Genomic DNA, 16,298 nt, shown 5'->3' on the forward strand with positions numbered 1-16,298 from the left:
CGCGAAGCAAAACGTTGGAGCTGTAAATCTAGGGAAGGTACGCATCGTTCCATTCGTCGTCAGCCGTCATCGAGAGCAACTGAACCTCTATGGTCGGATCCGCAATCGCCACTCTCAATTCTTCGGCTTTAGCCGAGAGACGCGCAGACATTTCTTCCATCACCGCTAGCGTAACGACGTCTGGACGGAGGCGCCGCGCTACCTCAACTAGTGATTCCAAAGCAATTTCGCGCGCCGAGCTTTTCACTTCACAGAGATGAACGCGTCCGTCCAGAATGCAAATTAGATCAGCTTCGTGATCGTGACGTGTCTGTTCGTTATCAGGGTATTCTTTCCACAGATTGTGAGGGCCCAAGTAGAAAAATGTGTCGCGCGCTCGCTTTTCAAGCTCGATGAGGCACCACACGACCGCAAGTAAGCCGTGCTCTCTCAAAGCGTCTTGTAAGAAACCGTTAAGACGGAAACTCCATGGCTTGTCTACGAATGCCTTTTCGTTCGCTCCACAAATCGAGCATGAAAGCTCTGGTCCGAGGGAGGAAATGTCATTCCAGTTCGTGGCGAAGCACGTATCACATCGCCACTCATAACCCTGAAACAAAACCCTTTGAGCGCATCGATCCTGGACTGCAGCTCTTAGCGAATTTCTCGCCCGATTCATCCAATCAGCGGGATCCTCTACCTTATTGTCTCTCAGAATAGCTTCTTCCTTTACCAGGTAAGGATCGTGTCTCTTTAGTAGCTCTCCGTATGACAAGGCTCCCTGTGGCACGCGCACTTGGTAGGCTTCTCTCGTCACTAATGCAGTTAACCTCTCCCAAGTCGCATCATCCCAATTGCTTGGCTGCGTCCTTACGGCTCGGATCTTCTTCTTAATGGCGTCTTTGATTTGCTCTCTACGCGCCCGACCAACAGCCCCTCCCAGTTCTTCGAAGACTGAGCGCCAATAATTGTGCAGGAGGATAGCGCCAGCATTTTGAAGACCGCCGAACATTCGAAGCGCGCCCATCAAGTACCGTCCCTTGTCGGACGGCTGCGACCAAGCGAACGGTCCAGTCGGAGTGATGGGCGCTGAAAGCCGATGGAGCGGTGGCCACTCGTTGCCTCGCTGCATTGCGCGGCGGAACGCGATCTCGTCGTTCGGAATTGTTATGACGGGAAGAGCTTCGTTCAAGCCAGCGAACAGGACGAGCGATCCCTGCGCGTTTGCTCTCGTCCAGCGCCATTCCCGGCCACTGTGACTACTCTCGTAGGAATGCAAGAAGGCGCCGTGCAGAGGGAGACGGCGGGGAAAATGCCAGTTATGTCGAACGTTTGAATAGCGAGAGTGGCTTTCCCGTCTCTCCAAGCTGACATCGACGGCCCAAGAACCCGTAGTAGCGAAGCTCTCGACCTGAATGTGGTTGAGATGCTTCGGCACTACCTGTGGGGGCTTGACCTGACGCTCGGCTGCAGAAAACTCTTTCCATTCGGGTTTGTTTTCGAGAAAGCCGCCGCTCACTAGCTGGCGGGCATACGACAACACCTCGTCAGATGGAACGATGCTGTCCAAAGTAATCGCGCGGCCAACGCGATAAGCGTTCCACCTATCTCTTGCAATAAACCGGTTCTGCAGTTCGCCAAGTCTCTCCTGAGAAACGCTTGTAGAGACCAATTCAACCAAAGGCGGCCCCGAACTGCGCCAAACGACGTTTCTGGCCTTTAGAAGCTCAATTAGAGCGGCGAAAAACGCATCCTGTTCAAGGAGGGAGACCGGCGCAATCAGGCTACATATTCCGATTCCGATATGAATGGCCACTCGACTGCGGAGATTCCAGAATGCAATCCGGTCGTCGGCAGTATCCCCTACAACAATGGTAAAGGCAGACTCAGAACCGCTACGCACTTCAATACGGGGCGTCGCGTCAGCACTTAGTTGCGAGAGCCCGTACGTATTGCGATTAGCGGCCATGAACTGCAGCAACGAACAAGGATCAGAAACCGTCTCACCGTTGTAGTTTGCCGCCATACGGTTGGCACGAACTTCGGCTGAAGCCAAGGCGACGGGCCGGAAGGCATCCGCTAGGTTAGAAGGCATTGGCCACATGCCATGGCTTCCGTACAATGAACCAAAGTTGTCATCGACAAACCGGTCGTTAGGCTGACCCGGCAGATAATCGACGATATGTAACGGCTGTGGTGCGGATGCGGGAAATGCACGAGCGTATTGAAGCGTCGTTGAAAGCGACGACAGCACCTTGATCGGCAGCTCGACTCGGAAATCGTGTGCGGTTGGGGGATTCTTGGACGGCTCGCGATGCCGCGTAATATACGCTGGTCCAAGCTCTTCACGCAGCCGATACAGACTTTGATCTGCCAGATCAGTGAAAGAGTAAACGATGTCGGGATCGAAGACCTTAAGCCAACGCAGATACGCGGGCTGTGGGTAGCCATCGACGCAAGGGCAAATGAGGCTGTAGCGTCCACCCCATCTCGAAACGGATTCTGCAAAAATTGCGTCTATGATGAGTTGAGTATGCGGGTGACTCGAAATTAAGAACGCAACTCTGATCGGTCGGGCTCGGGCAAACCCCTGCGGCTGTTCGTTTTCTGGCTCTTCCATCGAATCACAAAACTCCGATCCAACGCAGATTGAAGCAGCGGCAGGAGCTATGCAAAATGGAATCGCAGGGATTCCGCAACCTGCTCGTCTAAAACCTAAATGGACGATTGCCCGGTGTTCGGAGGCATGATCAACGCGCTTTACAGTAACGACCAACGACAGCCCACCCTTCAGATCGGGCCGGTCTTGGGGTGCCGGTTTCAAGTTCGCGGATTGACCCTAGCTCTTCTTGGCTGAGCGAGACGGGTTCAAACCGCCGCGCAGCCAAGCCGTTGATTTTCTGAGAAATGCCGTACTAGACCGATTTTGCGGGTTCAAAGATTCGGAGAAAATTCGGTTCTCCGGCTTCATTCAGCCCCTTGTTGGATGACCGCTTGGAGTTCTCCGCCCGCGAAAAAGCAGGAAAACGGCCGAGTTTCTGGCCTGTCTGCCGCTCCAAGTACGAGATCGTTTTTGCCGGTTGGCGGAGAGAGTGGGATTCGAACCCACGGTACGGTTTCCCGCACACACGCTTTCCAAGCGTGCGCCTTAAGCCACTCGGCCATCTCTCCGGAGCGCCCTCTCTTGAAGGGGCGCCGACGATTTTGCAAGGGATCGCGGAGATATCGGGCGATTTTTCCGCAACTTACTGTATTTGCAGCACAATATCCGGCTCCGCGGGCACCCGAAGCGGCCGCGGGGCTGAACCGCGGGCGGCCCTGGCGCGACGATTCACGGCAAGCCGCCACACACGACCGGGGACGCCATGACCATCCGCAAGACCATCGCCGCCTTGAGCCTGATTTCGACCCTCGGCTCCGCCCTTGCCGCGCCGGCCCTGGCACAGGTCTGCACCCGGCAGGGGGTCGACGTCAGCTGCGACGACGGCCGGCGCGGGGTGCTTTCAGGCGATACCATCCTCTGGCCGGACGGAACCCGCTCCAGCTCGGCGCCGCATCAGAGCGTGGTCATCGGCAACAAGAGCTCGGTGCGTGTCGGGACCGGCGTGTTTGTCGGTCAGGGCAAGGGCGTGGTGCCGCTGGACGATCCGAACGCGCCGAACAAGCGGCAATGCGCGATCCTGGACGGCGTGTCGTATTGCTATTGAGGGGCGCTCTTGCCTTCTCCCCCTTGCGGGAGAAGGTGGCGCGAAGCGCCGGATGAGGGGTTGCATCCACGAATCTTGCTGCGAGACGTTCACGCGTGGAGAGACACCCCTCACCCGTCTCGCCGCTGTCGCCATAGCCGATGCAAAGCATCGGCGTTCTTAAGAACGGCGGCCAGAGGCCCCCTATGCCACCCTCTCCCACAACAAGGGGAGAGGGTGAGATCGAGCCAAGCTGAGATTAGATCAACCGCACGCCTGAGATCGCCGACTTCAACCAGCGCAGCGCCTGCGGCGGCTGGGCCGCGAGCGGCGCCACGGCGGCCTTCTCGGTGCGGCACTTCTCGAGCTCGGCGACGAAATCGGCGGACCATTGCTGGATGGTGTGGCCGCGCAGCTTCTTCATCATCGCATCCCAGCGCATCTTGCGCTCGGTGAGCGGCATGGATGCCGCGACCGCGACCGCGCGGGCCATGCCGTCGATATCGTGCGGATTGACCAGCAGCGCAGCGTCGAGCTCGTTGGCGGCGCCGGCGAACTTCGACAGCACCAGCACGCCGGGATCGGCGGGATTTTGCGCGGCGACGTATTCCTTGGCGACGAGGTTCATGCCGTCGTGCAGCGGCGTCACCACGCCGACCTGCGCGGTGCGGTAGAGACCGGCGAGCACGGCCTGGCTGAAGCCTTTGTTCAAATAGCGGATCGGCGTCCAGTCGACCTCGCCGTGGCGGCCGTTGACGTCGGTGACGAGGCGCGCGACCTCGTTCTGGAGATTGCCATAGGCCTCGATGCCGCCGCGCGAGGGATTGGCGATCTGGAGCAGCGAGATGCTGCGCGCAAATTGCGGCTGCTCGGTCCAGAGCCGGTCGAATGCGCTGATGCGGTTGACGAGACCCTTGGAATAGTCGAGCCGGTCGACGCCGATCGCGAGGCGCTCGCCGTTGAGGCTGCGGCGCAGGCGCGACACATCCGGATGCGCGGCCGACTTCGCGGCATAGGCGGCGAACTTCTCCGCATCGATGCCGATCGGGAAAACTTCACAGCGCGTGCGCCCATGCTGCGAGACCACGACCCCGTCCTCGATGGTGAGGCCGAGCTCGGCGCCGACATAGCCGAGGAAGTTCTGCCGATCTTCCTCGGTCTGGAAGCCGAGCAGATCATAGGCCAGCATCGCGGTGATCAGCTCGCGATGGTTGGGTACGCCCTGCATCACAGCAGTGACGGGCCACGGCGTATGCAGGAAGAAGCCGATGGGATCATCGACGCCGAGCTCGCGCAGCTCGGCACCAAGCGCGAGGAAATGATAGTCCTGAACCCAGAACGCAGTCCGGGCTTTGCGGAAACGCATCAAGGCGCGCGCCATGAAGGCGTTGACCTCGCGATAGCTGACATAGTCCTCGCGCGAGACGCGGATCAGGTCGCTGCGCGAATGCAGCGCCGGCCACAGCGCCGAATTGGCAAAGCCTTCGTAGTATCCGCCGTAATGGGCCGCCGGCAGATCCAACGTCGCAATCGCGCCTGTCCCGAGCGCCTCGATCTCGGCGAACGGCTCCTTCTGGTGGCCATCACGCACCCGGCCGGAGGAACCGACCCAGATCGCACCAGAATGTTCCACAACGGGAAGCAATGCCGCCGCAAGGCCGCCCGTCATGGGCTCGTTGGGTTTGCCGCGGGCGACGCGATTTGAAACGACGATCAAGTTCACAGGTCGTCCCCTCCTGTTCATTCCGCCCCATTTAACTGCCGTTCATCAATATGGTTCCTGATCATCGTTTCAACCAATTGAAACCAAAATCGGGCGTGCGCGTTGGAACTGGTTTCGCTCGTGGAACCCAGTCATTTCGCTGCAAAGACAGCGTTTCCGGTCCTGTTGCGCAGCATGCATCGCACCGCGCAATGGCGCTGCGATGCAAGCCTTTGTGTCTGCGAGATGACGCTGCCTTGGTTTCACCTGGGATCGAGCAGGTGCGCAAGGAACGCACGCACATCCGCCGGCGCATCGAAGTGGCCATTCACGCCCATGGCGCGGCGGCCGACCGAGAACGCCAGCCCGTCCATGTCGGGCATGATCGCGAACACGGTCTCATCGGTGACGTCGTCACCGATGAACAGCGGACGACGTCCTTTGAACGGCGCGCGCTTCATCAACTCGCGCACGCCGCTCGCCTTGGTGAATCCGGAATGCTTGATCTCGCAGACGAACTTGCCCGGCAGCACCTCGATCGGCGCATTGGGCAGATCGGCGCGGATCAGTGAGACGGATTCGTAGATCGCCTTCTCCGCATGCGGCGCCAGGCGGTAATGCAGCGCGAGCGAATAGCCCTTGTCCTCGAGCAGGATTCCAGGGCTGAGCTTGGCGATGGCGGCGAGGCGCCGCTTCAGCTCCTTGTCGAGCCGCGGCGCGTGCAGGGCATCCGCTTCACTGTCCACGGCCAGCCGCATCTCCGCGCCATGACCGGCGACGGCGCGGAACACGTCGGGCGCGAAGATCAGGTCGATGTCGTTGAGCGAGCGGCCGCTGACCAGCGCCAGCGCCCCCGAGGTGCGCTCGGTCAAAGCTTTCAGCGTTTCCGACAGGCCCGGCGGCACCCACACCTCGCGCGGCGTCGGCATCAGCTCAAGCAGCGTGCCATCGATGTCGAGCAGAATGGCGATTTCATCGAGATGCGGCACCAACGCATGCGGCACCGGCACCGTTTCCGGCGTCTCGTCGTCATCAGGTATGGTGAGCTTCTGGTCCAACGCCATTTCCGCAAGTTCCGATTTCATCAGTCTACTCCATAAAGGCGAGCGGCCGCGCGATGTGTTCGAGCGATTTGCGCTCGGCGGCGACGGCATAGCGCCACGCCACGATCGCAGCCGCGATCATCAAGACGGCCCCCAGCAGATAGCCGGCGAATACGCTAGTGCGCGATCCCGTGTCGATCAGCGCGCCGAACAGCGCCGGCCCGATCACGCCGCCGATGCCGGTGCCGACCGCATAGAACACCGCGATCGCCAGCGCGCGAACCTCGAGGGGAAAGGTCTCGCTGACGGTGAGATAGGCCGCGCTCGCGGCGGGCGAGGCGAAGAAGAAGATCACCATCCAGGCGATGGTCTGCCCCTGCGCGCTCAGGACACCGATCGAGAACAGATAGCCTGATAGCGCCAGCAACAGGCCCGATGCGCCATAGGTGAACGTGATCATGGTGCGGCGTCCCAGCGTATCGAACAGGCGGCCGAGCAGCAGCGGCCCGAGGAAATTGCCGGCCGCGAACGGCAGCAAGTACCAGCCGACGTGGTCGGCCTTGATGCCGTAGAAATCAGTCAGCACCAGCGCGAAGGTGAAGAAGATGGCGTTGTAGAAGAATGCCTGCGCGCTCATCAGCACGAGGCCGACCAATGCGCGCCGGCGATAGACCGAAAACAAGGTGTGGACCACCTCGGGGATCGGCGTGTGATCGCGCATCTTCAGGCGGATCTTGGTGAAGCGTCCGTCGCTCGTATCCTGGTCGTGCCCGATCACCGACCGCTCGATCCCGTCGACGATGGCATGGGCCTCGTCGGGACGACCATGAATCATCAGCCAGCGCGGACTTTCCGGGATCCACATCCGCATCAAGAGCACGACGAGGCCGAGGGCGGCGCCGATCAGATAGGCCAGGCGCCAGCCGAGATCGGGAGCGAATACTGCGGGATCGAGCAGCACGATGGCCGCCACTGCGCCCATCGCAGCCCCGATCCAGAAGCTGCCGTTGATCACAAGATCGGTCCAGCCGCGATAGCGTGCGGGCACCAACTCCTGGATCGTCGAGTTGATCGCTGTGTACTCGCCGCCAATGCCGGCGCCGGTGAGAAAGCGGAACAGCGCGTAGCTCGCGACATCCCATGACAGCGCGGTTGCGGCCGTTGCCGAGAGGTAGAGCGCCAGCGTGATGAAGAACAGCTTCTTGCGGCCGATACGGTCGGTCAGCCAGCCGAAGCCGAGCGCACCGAGCACGGCGCCCGCGAGGTAGGCGGAGTTGGCGATGCCGAGATCGAGATTGGAGAACTGCATCGATGGGCTTTGCTTCAGCGCACCGGAGAGCGCACCCGCAAGCGTCACCTCGAGGCCGTCGAGAATCCAGGTGATGCCCAGCGCGAGCACGACGCGGGTGTGAAAACCGCTCCACGGCAGCGCATCGAGCCGCGAGGGAATGCTGGTCTCGACGATGCGGTCGGTCACGGCCGCCGCCGAGACTACGGGTGCATAGTTCAGCGCTGGGCTCTGCTGCAGTTCCATCGGATTGTTGCGTCTGATCAATGGAAGCGGCCCCGGCTCACATGACGTGGACGGGGTCGATCCGATCATCGGGGTGCGGCATTCTGCCTGCCACCTGCGACAACGTTTGCGAGGGGGCCGGGTTCCCGCGGGAACGCCAGCGAGCACCGCTCGTTTCCGCTGGACCCGCAAGGAGTTGGCGCATGGCTCAGGTCAGAAAGACGACACATTCTCGAAACAGCAGCTCGCGCAAGACGGCACGCAAGGCAAACACCCGGCGGAGCGGGACCGCGCACAAGAGCACCAAACGCGCCACAAGGCGCTGGTCGCAGCGCGTGACGGAGGAGAGCGATGCGCTCGACCTCAAGCAAGGGGTGTTCAAGCTGACCAGCGCGAAGAGGATTGCGGCCTCGCTGAAGCGCTCGGCCGAGCACAGCTCGCGACGCAAGACTGGCGCCTATCGCTCGGCGCTGTCGATGCTGACCTTCTACATCAACCGCGCCGGCAAGACGCTGCCCAAGACGCAGCGCACGCGACTGGAGCGCGCGAAGGTCGAGCTGAAGCGAGCGTTCGGAAGGGAATGAACTCACTCCGCTGTCGTTCCGGACAGCGGAGTGTAAGGCGATAGCGCGGCCCTTCGGGACCGCGAGCTACAGGAGCAGCGAACCTACGCCGCCCTGATGTTCGCCATGAAGCGGTCGAGCTCGGCGCGAAGACGGGTGCTTTCGCTCGATAGCGTCTTGGCCGAGTTCAGCACCTCTTCCGAGGCCGAGCCGGTCTCGGCGGCGCCGCGGTTGACCTCGCCGATATCGGTGGCCGCGGTCTGGGTGCCCTGCGCCACGGTCTGGACGCTGCGGGCGATCTCCTGGGTGGCGGCGCCCTGCTGCTCCACCGCGCTCGCGATCGAGGTCGAGATCGACGAGATCTGGCCGATCGTCGCGCCGATCTCCTTGATCGCGGCAACCGATTCGGCGGTGGCGCCCTGCATGCCCGTGATGTGCGAGGAGATCTCGTCGGTCGCCTTCGCGGTCTGGCTCGCCAGCGATTTCACCTCGCTCGCAACCACCGCGAAGCCGCGGCCGGCTTCACCGGCGCGGGCGGCCTCGATGGTGGCGTTCAGCGCCAGCAGATTGGTCTGCTCGGCGATCGCGGTGATCAGCTTGACCACCTCGCCGATCTGCTGGGCGGCATGCGAGAGCTTGCCGATGCGGCCGTCGGTCTCCTTGGCCTGCATGACGGCAGCCTCTGCGATGCGGCTGGAATCGCGCACCTGGCGGCCGATCTCCTCGACCGAAGCCGAGAGCTCTTCGGTCGCGGTCGCGACCGACTGCATGTTGGAGGAGGCCTGCTCGGAGACGCCGGCGACCTGGCTCGACAGGCTCTGCGTGGTCTCGGCGGTGCGGGTCAGCGTCGAGGCGGCCGATTCCAGCTGCACGGCGGAGGCCGAGACGTTGGAGACGATGGCGCCGACCGCGCTCTCGAAATCGTCGGCAAAGCGGATCAGTTCGGCGCGGCGGCTTGCGGCCTGCTCGCGGTTCTGCACTTCGCTGGCGGCGGCGTCGCGCTCGGCCTTTGCAACGGCCTGGATCTTGAACTCCTCGACCGCGCTGGCCATCTCGCCGATCTCGTCCTTGCGGCCAAGACCCGGCAGCACGACGTCGAAATTGCCCGAGGCGAGCTCGCGCATCGCCTTGCACATCGCGATCATCGGCCGCGAGATGCCGTTGCCGAGCCACAAGGCCAGCACGATGCCGATGGCCAGCCCGCCGAACGCCATCATCAGCATCAGCTGCTGGGTCTCTACGATCGTCGCATTGGCGCTCGCCTCGATGCGTTGCTGGTCCGCGGTGAGATCCGAACGCAGCTCGGCCGAGAGCTTGAGGATGGTCGCCGCTGTCTTGGTCATCTCGCCGTTCAGCTTGACGATGACCTTCACGTTCTCGGTCAGCTTTGCGAACGAGGTGCGGTACTGCTTCAAGAGATCGCCGATCTCCTTGACGCGATCGGTGATCTTCTGGTCGTTCGCGTAGACAGAGACCAGCAGCGTCTCGAGGAACTTGATGCGGGCGATCACGCCGTCGGCGGTCTTCGGCTCCGGCTTGGCGACGAAAGCGCTGACCGAGGTCGAGACCGCCAGATATTGCGAGGTGATGTCCTTGGCCGTGGTCTGCACCGAGGAGAGACCCGCCAGCGCCGCGGTGTCGGCGAGATCGTCGAATTTGAAGCGGATCTTGTTGCCGACACTGTTGAGCTCGTCGGCCGCGATCTTGTTGTTCTCGCGCGTCAGCGTGATGATCTCGCTGAAGACTTTCGTAAAGCTCTGGAACTCGGCCTCGAGCTTGCCGACCTGCTCGCGGCGAGCCGCGCCCGTGGTGGCGGCCATCGATTTGGCGATCGCGCTCTTCAGATTTCCTTCAGCGGCCTTGGCCGCGGTCTCGTCATCAGCCGCGCCGGTCAGGGTATAGGCCCGTGCCAGCCCCTGATAGGCGATCAGCTCGCGATCGACCGTCCGCGCCAGATCGGCTTCCGCTACGCTGGTGCGGTAGGAGGCCACAGCGCCTGCGATCCGCTCGAAGCCGAAATAGGCGAACGCCATGCTGACGGCGAGGATGGCGAGCACCGCCACGAAGCCGAGGATGATTTTTGCGCGAAAACGCAGCGTTGGCAGCTTCGATTGGCGCGACTTCGATTGGCTCGATTTGGACGTGACCGACATTCCCCCACCCCATTCCATTCGCGGAAAACCAGGCGCAGCCGGGAAGCAGCCCGCTTCCGACTCGTGTGCACGGTAACCGGCAAAGGATAAGCTGCGGTAAACTTGTGGCGCCGCAACTGGCGGTTAGGTGACGTAGGGATTTGTTAAGGTGCGCTTTACTACGCCGCCCTGATGTTCGCCATGAAGCGGTCGAGCTCGGCGCGAAGACGGGTGCTTTCGCTCGATAGCGTCTTGGCCGAGTTCAGCACCTCTTCCGAGGCCGAGCCGGTCTCGGCGGCGCCGCGGTTGACCTCGCCGATATCGATGGCCGCGGTCTGGGTGCCCTGCGCGACGGTCTGGACGCTGCGGGCGATCTCCTGGGTGGCGGCGCCCTGCTGCTCCACCGCGCTCGCGATCGAGGTCGAGATCGACGAGATCTGGCCGATCGTCGCGCCGATCTCCTTGATCGCGGCAACCGATTCGGCGGTGGCGCCCTGCATGCCCGTGATGTGCGAGGAGATCTCGTCGGTCGCCTTCGCGGTCTGGCTCGCCAGCGATTTCACCTCGCTCGCAACCACCGCGAAGCCGCGGCCGGCTTCACCCGCGCGGGCGGCCTCGATGGTGGCGTTCAGCGCCAGTAGATTGGTCTGCTCGGCGATCGCGGTGATCAGCTTGACCACCTCGCCGATCTGCTGGGCGGCATGCGAGAGCTTGCCGATGCGGCCGTCGGTCTCCTTGGCCTGCATCACGGCAGCCTCTGCGATGCGGCTGGAATCGCGCACCTGGCGGCCGATCTCCTCGACCGAAGCCGAGAGCTCTTCGGTCGCGGTCGCGACCGACTGCATGTTGGAGGAGGCCTGCTCGGAGACGCCGGCGACCTGGCTCGACAGGCTCTGCGTGGTCTCGGCGGTGCGGGTCAGCGTCGAGGCGGCCGATTCCAGCTGCACGGCCGAGGCCGAGACGTTGGAGACGATGGCACCCACCGCGCTCTCGAAATCGTCGGCAAAGCGGATCAGTTCGGCGCGGCGGCTTGCGGCCTGCTCGCGGTTCTGCACTTCGCTGGCGGCGGCATCGCGCTCGGCCTTAGCGACGGCCTGGATCTTGAACTCCTCGACCGCGCCGGCCATCTCGCCGATCTCGTCTTTGCGCCCCAGGCCCGGCAACACGACATCGAAATTGCCCGAGGCAAGCTCGCGCATCGCCTTGCACATCGCAATCATCGGCCGCGAGATGCCGGTGCCGAGCAGGAGGCGAGGACCGCGCCTAACAGCGTGCCGCCGACGGCCAGCATCAGCACCAGCTGCTCGGTCTGCCCGATGGTCGCCGCCGACTCCGAATCCAGCCGCTGCTGCTCGGCGACGAGGTCCGCCTTCATGGCGGTGGCGCCTTGCTGGATCGCGCCGGCCGAGCCGCTCATCTCCGTGACGAGGCCATCGACCAGCTTGGCGTTGGCGATCAACTTCTCCAGCGCCTCGCGATAGGCGCCGAGGATGGACTTGGCCTCCTTCAGGCCAGCGACAATCTTGTCGTCCATGGAATAGACCGCGCCCAGCGAGTTCTCGACGAATTTCAGCCGCGCCAGGGCGCTGTTCGCGATCGCCTGATCGGACGTCAGCACGAACTGGGTGGCTGCAGCGCTTGCGGTCTGGAATTGGGCGTTGACCTGCTTGGTGCCGAACTCGATCGCCTGCGCTTCGGCGTCGGAGGCGTTGTTGCCGATGTCGTCGAGCTTGTACTTCAGGAGATTGGCTTGGCGCTGGAGCTGGTTCTGCACCAGCAGCGCGCTGTCGCGCTTGGCCTGGAGCACCTTGGCGAAGGTGGCGGAGAAGTTGGAGAACTCCTTGGCGAGCTTGCCGAGGCTTTCCTGCCGCGGCGGCTTGGTGGCGGCCTTGACGGCCTGGTCGATGGCATTCTTCAGGCTGGCCTCGGCATCGAGCGCCGCCTTGGCGTCGTCTTCCTTGCCGGTGACGACGAAATATTTGACGGCCGAACGATAGGCGAGCAGCTCGCGATCGATGTTACGCGCGAGATCGGCCTCCGACACGCTGCTGCGGTACGATCCGACCCCGTCGGCGACCCGCTCGAAGCCGAAATAGGAAAACGCCATGCTGCCGGCGGAGATCACCAGGACGGCGGCGAAGCCGAGTATGATCTTTGCGCGGAACTTGAGGGTCGGAAATAGTGCACGCTTCGACGGCGACGCGGTACGCCCGGACATTCCCAACCCCCAGCTCATGTGATTCTGCGGCCCGGAAGCAGCCCTTTCCGAACGTTGCGGAAAATTAGGGCAGAATCCTCAAGGGGTGGTAAATCCGTCCGGGCTTGCGGGGAGCGGCTGCCGTGTTGCGGCTCACCGGAAAACGCCCTACTCTCGATAATTATCAGGCACTTGGCATCAGACCGAGCCTTAAGGGAGAAACGGAGTGGGGCAAACCGATTTTCGGTTTGGCGGTGCGTCTGGCGTTGCCGTGGCCAAGTCGAAGGCCGCGAGCGTCGATGACGCCGTGGCCGAGCTGGCGGCCCAGCTCCCGTCCGACGGGCTGGCGCTGATCCTGGTGTTCCTCTCCCCCAGCTACGACCCCCATCGCTTCATCGCGGAGATCAGCCGCCAATTCGACGACACAGAGGTCTGCGGTTGTACCACCGCGGGCGAGCTTGCCCCCGATGGCTGGGACGAGAACAGCGTCGTGGCGCTGGCGTTCAGCCGCGCCGACTTTTCCGCGGTGGTGCGGCCCATCTTCAACCTCGACAGCTTCCGCGTCGAGGACGGCCGCAGGATCGGCGGCGAGCTCCGGCACGAGCTGTTGCGGGCCACGCCGCAGGTCGAGCGCGGCAGTCCCTTCGGCCTGGTCCTGATCGATGGCCTGTGCCGCCGCGAAGAAGCGGTGATGTCCGCGATCTATGCATCGCTGGACGACATTCCGGTCGTCGGCGGGTCGGCAGGCGACGGGCTGCGCTTCGAGAAGACGTTCGTGTTTTTCGACGGCAAGGCACACAGCAATGCCGCGCTGTTGATCCTGCTGAACACCTCATTGCCGTTCCGCGTCTTCAAGTGCGACAATTTCGAGCCGCAGGCGCAGAAGATGGTGGTGACCGAGGCCGACATCGAAAACCGCATGGTCCGGGAGTTGAACGCAGAGCCTGCCGCGCAAGAATATTCGCGCGTGGTCGGCATCATGGATGCCAAGCTCGATCCGTTCTCCTTCGCCTCGCATCCGGTCCTCGTGCGCGTCGGCGGCGCCTATTACGCACGCTCGATCCAGCGGGTCGAGCCGGACGGCTCCTTGCATTTCTTCTGCGCCATCGACGAGGGCATGGTGCTGACCGCCGCGACCTCGCGAAGCCTGGTCGGCGCGGCCCGCGAGACGTTCGCCGACATCCGCGACCAGATCGGAGACGTCTCGCTCTATATCGGCTTCGAATGCCTGCTCCGCCGGCTCGATGCCGAGCAGCATCAGCTCGCCCGCGACATGTCAGAACTGTACCGGCAGAACCGTGTGATCGGCTTTCACACTTACGGCGAGCAGTTCGGCTCCATGCATGTGAACCAGACCTTCACGGGAGTTGCGATCGGAAGGCGCCCGTCGTGACGGACATGTGGCAGGGCCCCGATGCGGTCGACCAGCTCAGGCGCGAGGCCGCCAAGCTGAGGAAGATCAATGCCGCGCTGATGTCGCGCGTCGAGCGCTCGATGGATCAGCAGCTCAACGCCTTTTCATTGTTCGAAACCGCCATCGCGCTCGACCACAAGGTTCGCGACCGGACGCACCAATTGCGCGAGGCGCTGCATTCGGTCGAGCGTGCCAATGAGGGACTCTACCGCGCCAAGCAGCAGGCAGAGGCGGCAAGCTCGCTGAAATCCTCCGTGCTGATCTCGGTCACCCACGATCTGTTGCAGCCGCTCAACGCGGCGCGCCTGACCCTGTCCGCACTGACGGAGATGATGGAGTCGCAGGAAGCGGGCGTGCTGATCGACCAGGCGAGCCGCTCGCTGGTGATGCTGGAGGACCTGCTGCGCTCGCTGCTGGAGATCGCCAAGCTCGATTCCGGCGCGCTCAAGCCCGACGTGCGCGCGATCGCGCTGGCCCCCCTGTTCGAGCAGCTCGGCAACGAGTTCGAGCCGATCGCCGCGCGGCAAGGCCTGTCCTTGCGCATCCGCCCCTCTCAGCTCGCGGTGATGTCGGATGCGATGATGCTGCGGCGGATCCTGCAGAACCTGCTCGCCAATGCCATTCGCTATACCCGCAGCGGCGGCGTCGTGATCGGATGCCGGCCGCGCAGCGGGCAGATCTGCGTCCAGGTCTCCGACACCGGACCCGGGATCGCGCAGGCGCAGCAGGAGGCGATCTTCCGCGAATTCCAGCGCGGCGATGCCAATACGGCCGACCAGGCCGGCTTCGGACTCGGCCTCTCCATCGTCCGCCGCTTCGCCAGCGAGCTCGGGCACGAGGTGCGGCTGTCGTCACAGCTCGGCAAGGGATCGACCTTCACCCTGGAGCTGGAGCCGGCCGACCTCGCTGAAGTCGCCGACGAGGCGCAGGAGGTCGCGCCCGCCGCGCGGCACTACGATTACAGCGGGCTCGAAGGCGCCAAGATCCTGCTGATCGAGAACGATCCGAACGGCTCGGAGGCGATGGCCGCGCTGCTGGAGGGATGGGGCTGCGACGTCGCGACCACGCGATCGGGTGCGGACGCGCTCGTGCGCCTCAGCGAGCTCGGTGGCGCGCCCGATGTCGTGATCGCCGACCTCCATCTCGACCACGGCGAAAGCGGCCTGTCGGCCATCACCGACGTGCGGGAGCATTTGAAGCTCGACACGCCCGCCATGATCATCACCGCCGACTATTCCGAACAGGCGGCGAAGCAGGCGAGCCTGCAGGGCCTCGAAGTGCTGAAGAAGCCGATCAAGCCGGCCGAGATGCGGGCGCTGCTGTCGTTCCTGCTGAGCTGAAGCGCGGATGATCTTCGCCTCGTCTTCCTTGCGGCGGGGCTATCGGACGTAGCCAAGACAAAAATGTCGAAAACAACCCCATGCAAAGTAGACAGGGGCCTGTCACTCCTCCTCCATCGCCTTGATTAGATTGTCGCGGAGCTTGACGACGCTTTTCTGCAGCCGCGCGAACTCATCGGGCTGTAGTCCGCTCGACTTCACGAGATTCATGTGCATGCCTTTCTCGCGGAGGCGTCGGCCGGCGTCGGTGAGACTGACGCGCACCTGCCGCTCGTCGGCGGGATCGCGCTGGCGGCGCAAATAGCCCGCCGCCTCGAGCTTTTTGAGGATCGGCGTCAGGGTGTTGGATTCCAGGAACATCTTGTCGCCGAGTTCGCTGACGGTTTGGTCGTCCTGCTCCCACAGCGCCACGATCGCGATCCACTGGGGGTAGGTTAGGCCGAGCTCATCGAGGCCCGGCTTGTAGGCTCGTCCGTAGGCGAGGTTGGCCGAATAGATCGCGAAGCACAGGAAATCGTCGAGGCGCCGGTCGCCCTCGGCCGGTTTCGGCTGATTGGTCGTTGAATCATCTCTGGAATCGTCTCTGAATTCGGCTCTGGGACCGTTCTGCAGGCTCATGGGGGTGCCCTTTCCAACACGGACATGTGAAACTCCGCGTGCATATATATCGTGTCCGATTAAATCGGAAGGTTGACATTGAGGCTCCAAGGTACTTTATATCGCGCACAC

The 16,298-nt window shown here is 62.9% G+C and carries 10 protein-coding genes, 1 tRNA gene and 1 pseudogene; 4 read left to right on the forward strand and 8 right to left on the reverse strand.

Features of this window, described 5'->3' with window-relative positions; translation table 11 throughout:
- Window positions 1-28: 28 nt before the first annotated feature.
- Complete coding sequence (locus I6F20_RS32885; RefSeq protein WP_225129922.1) at window positions 29-2,599, reverse strand: hypothetical protein; 2,571 nt, start codon at window positions 2,597-2,599, stop codon at window positions 29-31.
- Window positions 2,600-3,060: 461 nt separating this feature from the next.
- Window positions 3,061-3,150, reverse strand: a tRNA-Ser gene (locus tag I6F20_RS32890).
- A 194-nt stretch (window positions 3,151-3,344) separates the two neighbouring features.
- Between I6F20_RS32890 and I6F20_RS32895 the strand changes: the two genes are divergently transcribed.
- Window positions 3,345-3,686 (forward strand): hypothetical protein, encoded by a 342-nt coding sequence (locus I6F20_RS32895; RefSeq protein WP_225129924.1) that lies wholly within the window; start codon window positions 3,345-3,347, stop codon window positions 3,684-3,686.
- A 238-nt stretch (window positions 3,687-3,924) separates the two neighbouring features.
- Here I6F20_RS32895 and I6F20_RS32900 read toward each other — a convergent pair whose 3' ends face one another.
- The 3 genes from I6F20_RS32900 to I6F20_RS32910 all read right to left on the reverse strand — a co-directional run bounded on the left by I6F20_RS32900 (window position 3,925) and on the right by I6F20_RS32910 (window position 7,944).
- Window positions 3,925-5,388 carry a trehalose-6-phosphate synthase gene (locus I6F20_RS32900; RefSeq protein ID WP_036016051.1) on the reverse strand — a complete coding sequence of 488 codons (1,464 nt, stop codon included), beginning with the start codon at window positions 5,386-5,388 and terminating at the stop codon, window positions 3,925-3,927.
- A 242-nt stretch (window positions 5,389-5,630) separates the two neighbouring features.
- Window positions 5,631-6,452 (reverse strand): trehalose-phosphatase, encoded by an 822-nt coding sequence (gene otsB, locus I6F20_RS32905; protein ID WP_225129926.1) that lies wholly within the window; start codon window positions 6,450-6,452, stop codon window positions 5,631-5,633.
- Window positions 6,453-6,456: 4 nt separating this feature from the next.
- Window positions 6,457-7,944 (reverse strand): MFS transporter, encoded by a 1,488-nt coding sequence (locus tag I6F20_RS32910; protein ID WP_036026149.1) that lies wholly within the window; start codon window positions 7,942-7,944, stop codon window positions 6,457-6,459.
- Window positions 7,945-8,126: 182 nt separating this feature from the next.
- Between I6F20_RS32910 and I6F20_RS32915 the strand changes: the two genes are divergently transcribed.
- Window positions 8,127-8,507, forward strand: a complete 381-nt coding sequence (locus I6F20_RS32915) for a DUF3175 domain-containing protein (RefSeq protein WP_063822471.1) — start codon at window positions 8,127-8,129, stop codon at window positions 8,505-8,507.
- Between the two features lie 83 nt (window positions 8,508-8,590).
- Here the strand turns inward: I6F20_RS32915 and I6F20_RS32920 are convergent, their stop codons facing one another.
- A complete protein-coding gene (locus I6F20_RS32920) occupies window positions 8,591-10,639 on the reverse strand; it encodes a methyl-accepting chemotaxis protein (protein ID WP_225129928.1) in 2,049 nt (682 codons plus the stop codon).
- A 158-nt stretch (window positions 10,640-10,797) separates the two neighbouring features.
- A pseudogene (locus I6F20_RS32925) lies at window positions 10,798-12,836 on the reverse strand (methyl-accepting chemotaxis protein).
- Window positions 12,837-13,041: 205 nt separating this feature from the next.
- On the opposite strand from I6F20_RS32925, the gene I6F20_RS32930 reads away from it, so the two are divergent.
- Window positions 13,042-14,208, forward strand: a complete 1,167-nt coding sequence (locus I6F20_RS32930) for an FIST N-terminal domain-containing protein (RefSeq protein ID WP_036031395.1) — start codon at window positions 13,042-13,044, stop codon at window positions 14,206-14,208.
- 5 nt (window positions 14,209-14,213) lie between these two features.
- Window positions 14,214-15,569 carry a hybrid sensor histidine kinase/response regulator gene (locus I6F20_RS32935; protein WP_225129959.1) on the forward strand — a complete coding sequence of 452 codons (1,356 nt, stop codon included), beginning with the start codon at window positions 14,214-14,216 and terminating at the stop codon, window positions 15,567-15,569.
- Window positions 15,570-15,671: 102 nt separating this feature from the next.
- Here I6F20_RS32935 and I6F20_RS32940 read toward each other — a convergent pair whose 3' ends face one another.
- Window positions 15,672-16,187: a MarR family winged helix-turn-helix transcriptional regulator gene (locus tag I6F20_RS32940; protein WP_036031390.1), complete on the reverse strand. Its 516-nt coding sequence runs from the start codon at window positions 16,185-16,187 to the stop codon at window positions 15,672-15,674.
- Window positions 16,188-16,298: the final 111 nt, after the last annotated feature.

The organism is Bradyrhizobium sp. IC3123, assembly GCF_020193625.1.
GTDB lineage: Bacteria > Pseudomonadota > Alphaproteobacteria > Rhizobiales > Xanthobacteraceae > Bradyrhizobium > Bradyrhizobium yuanmingense.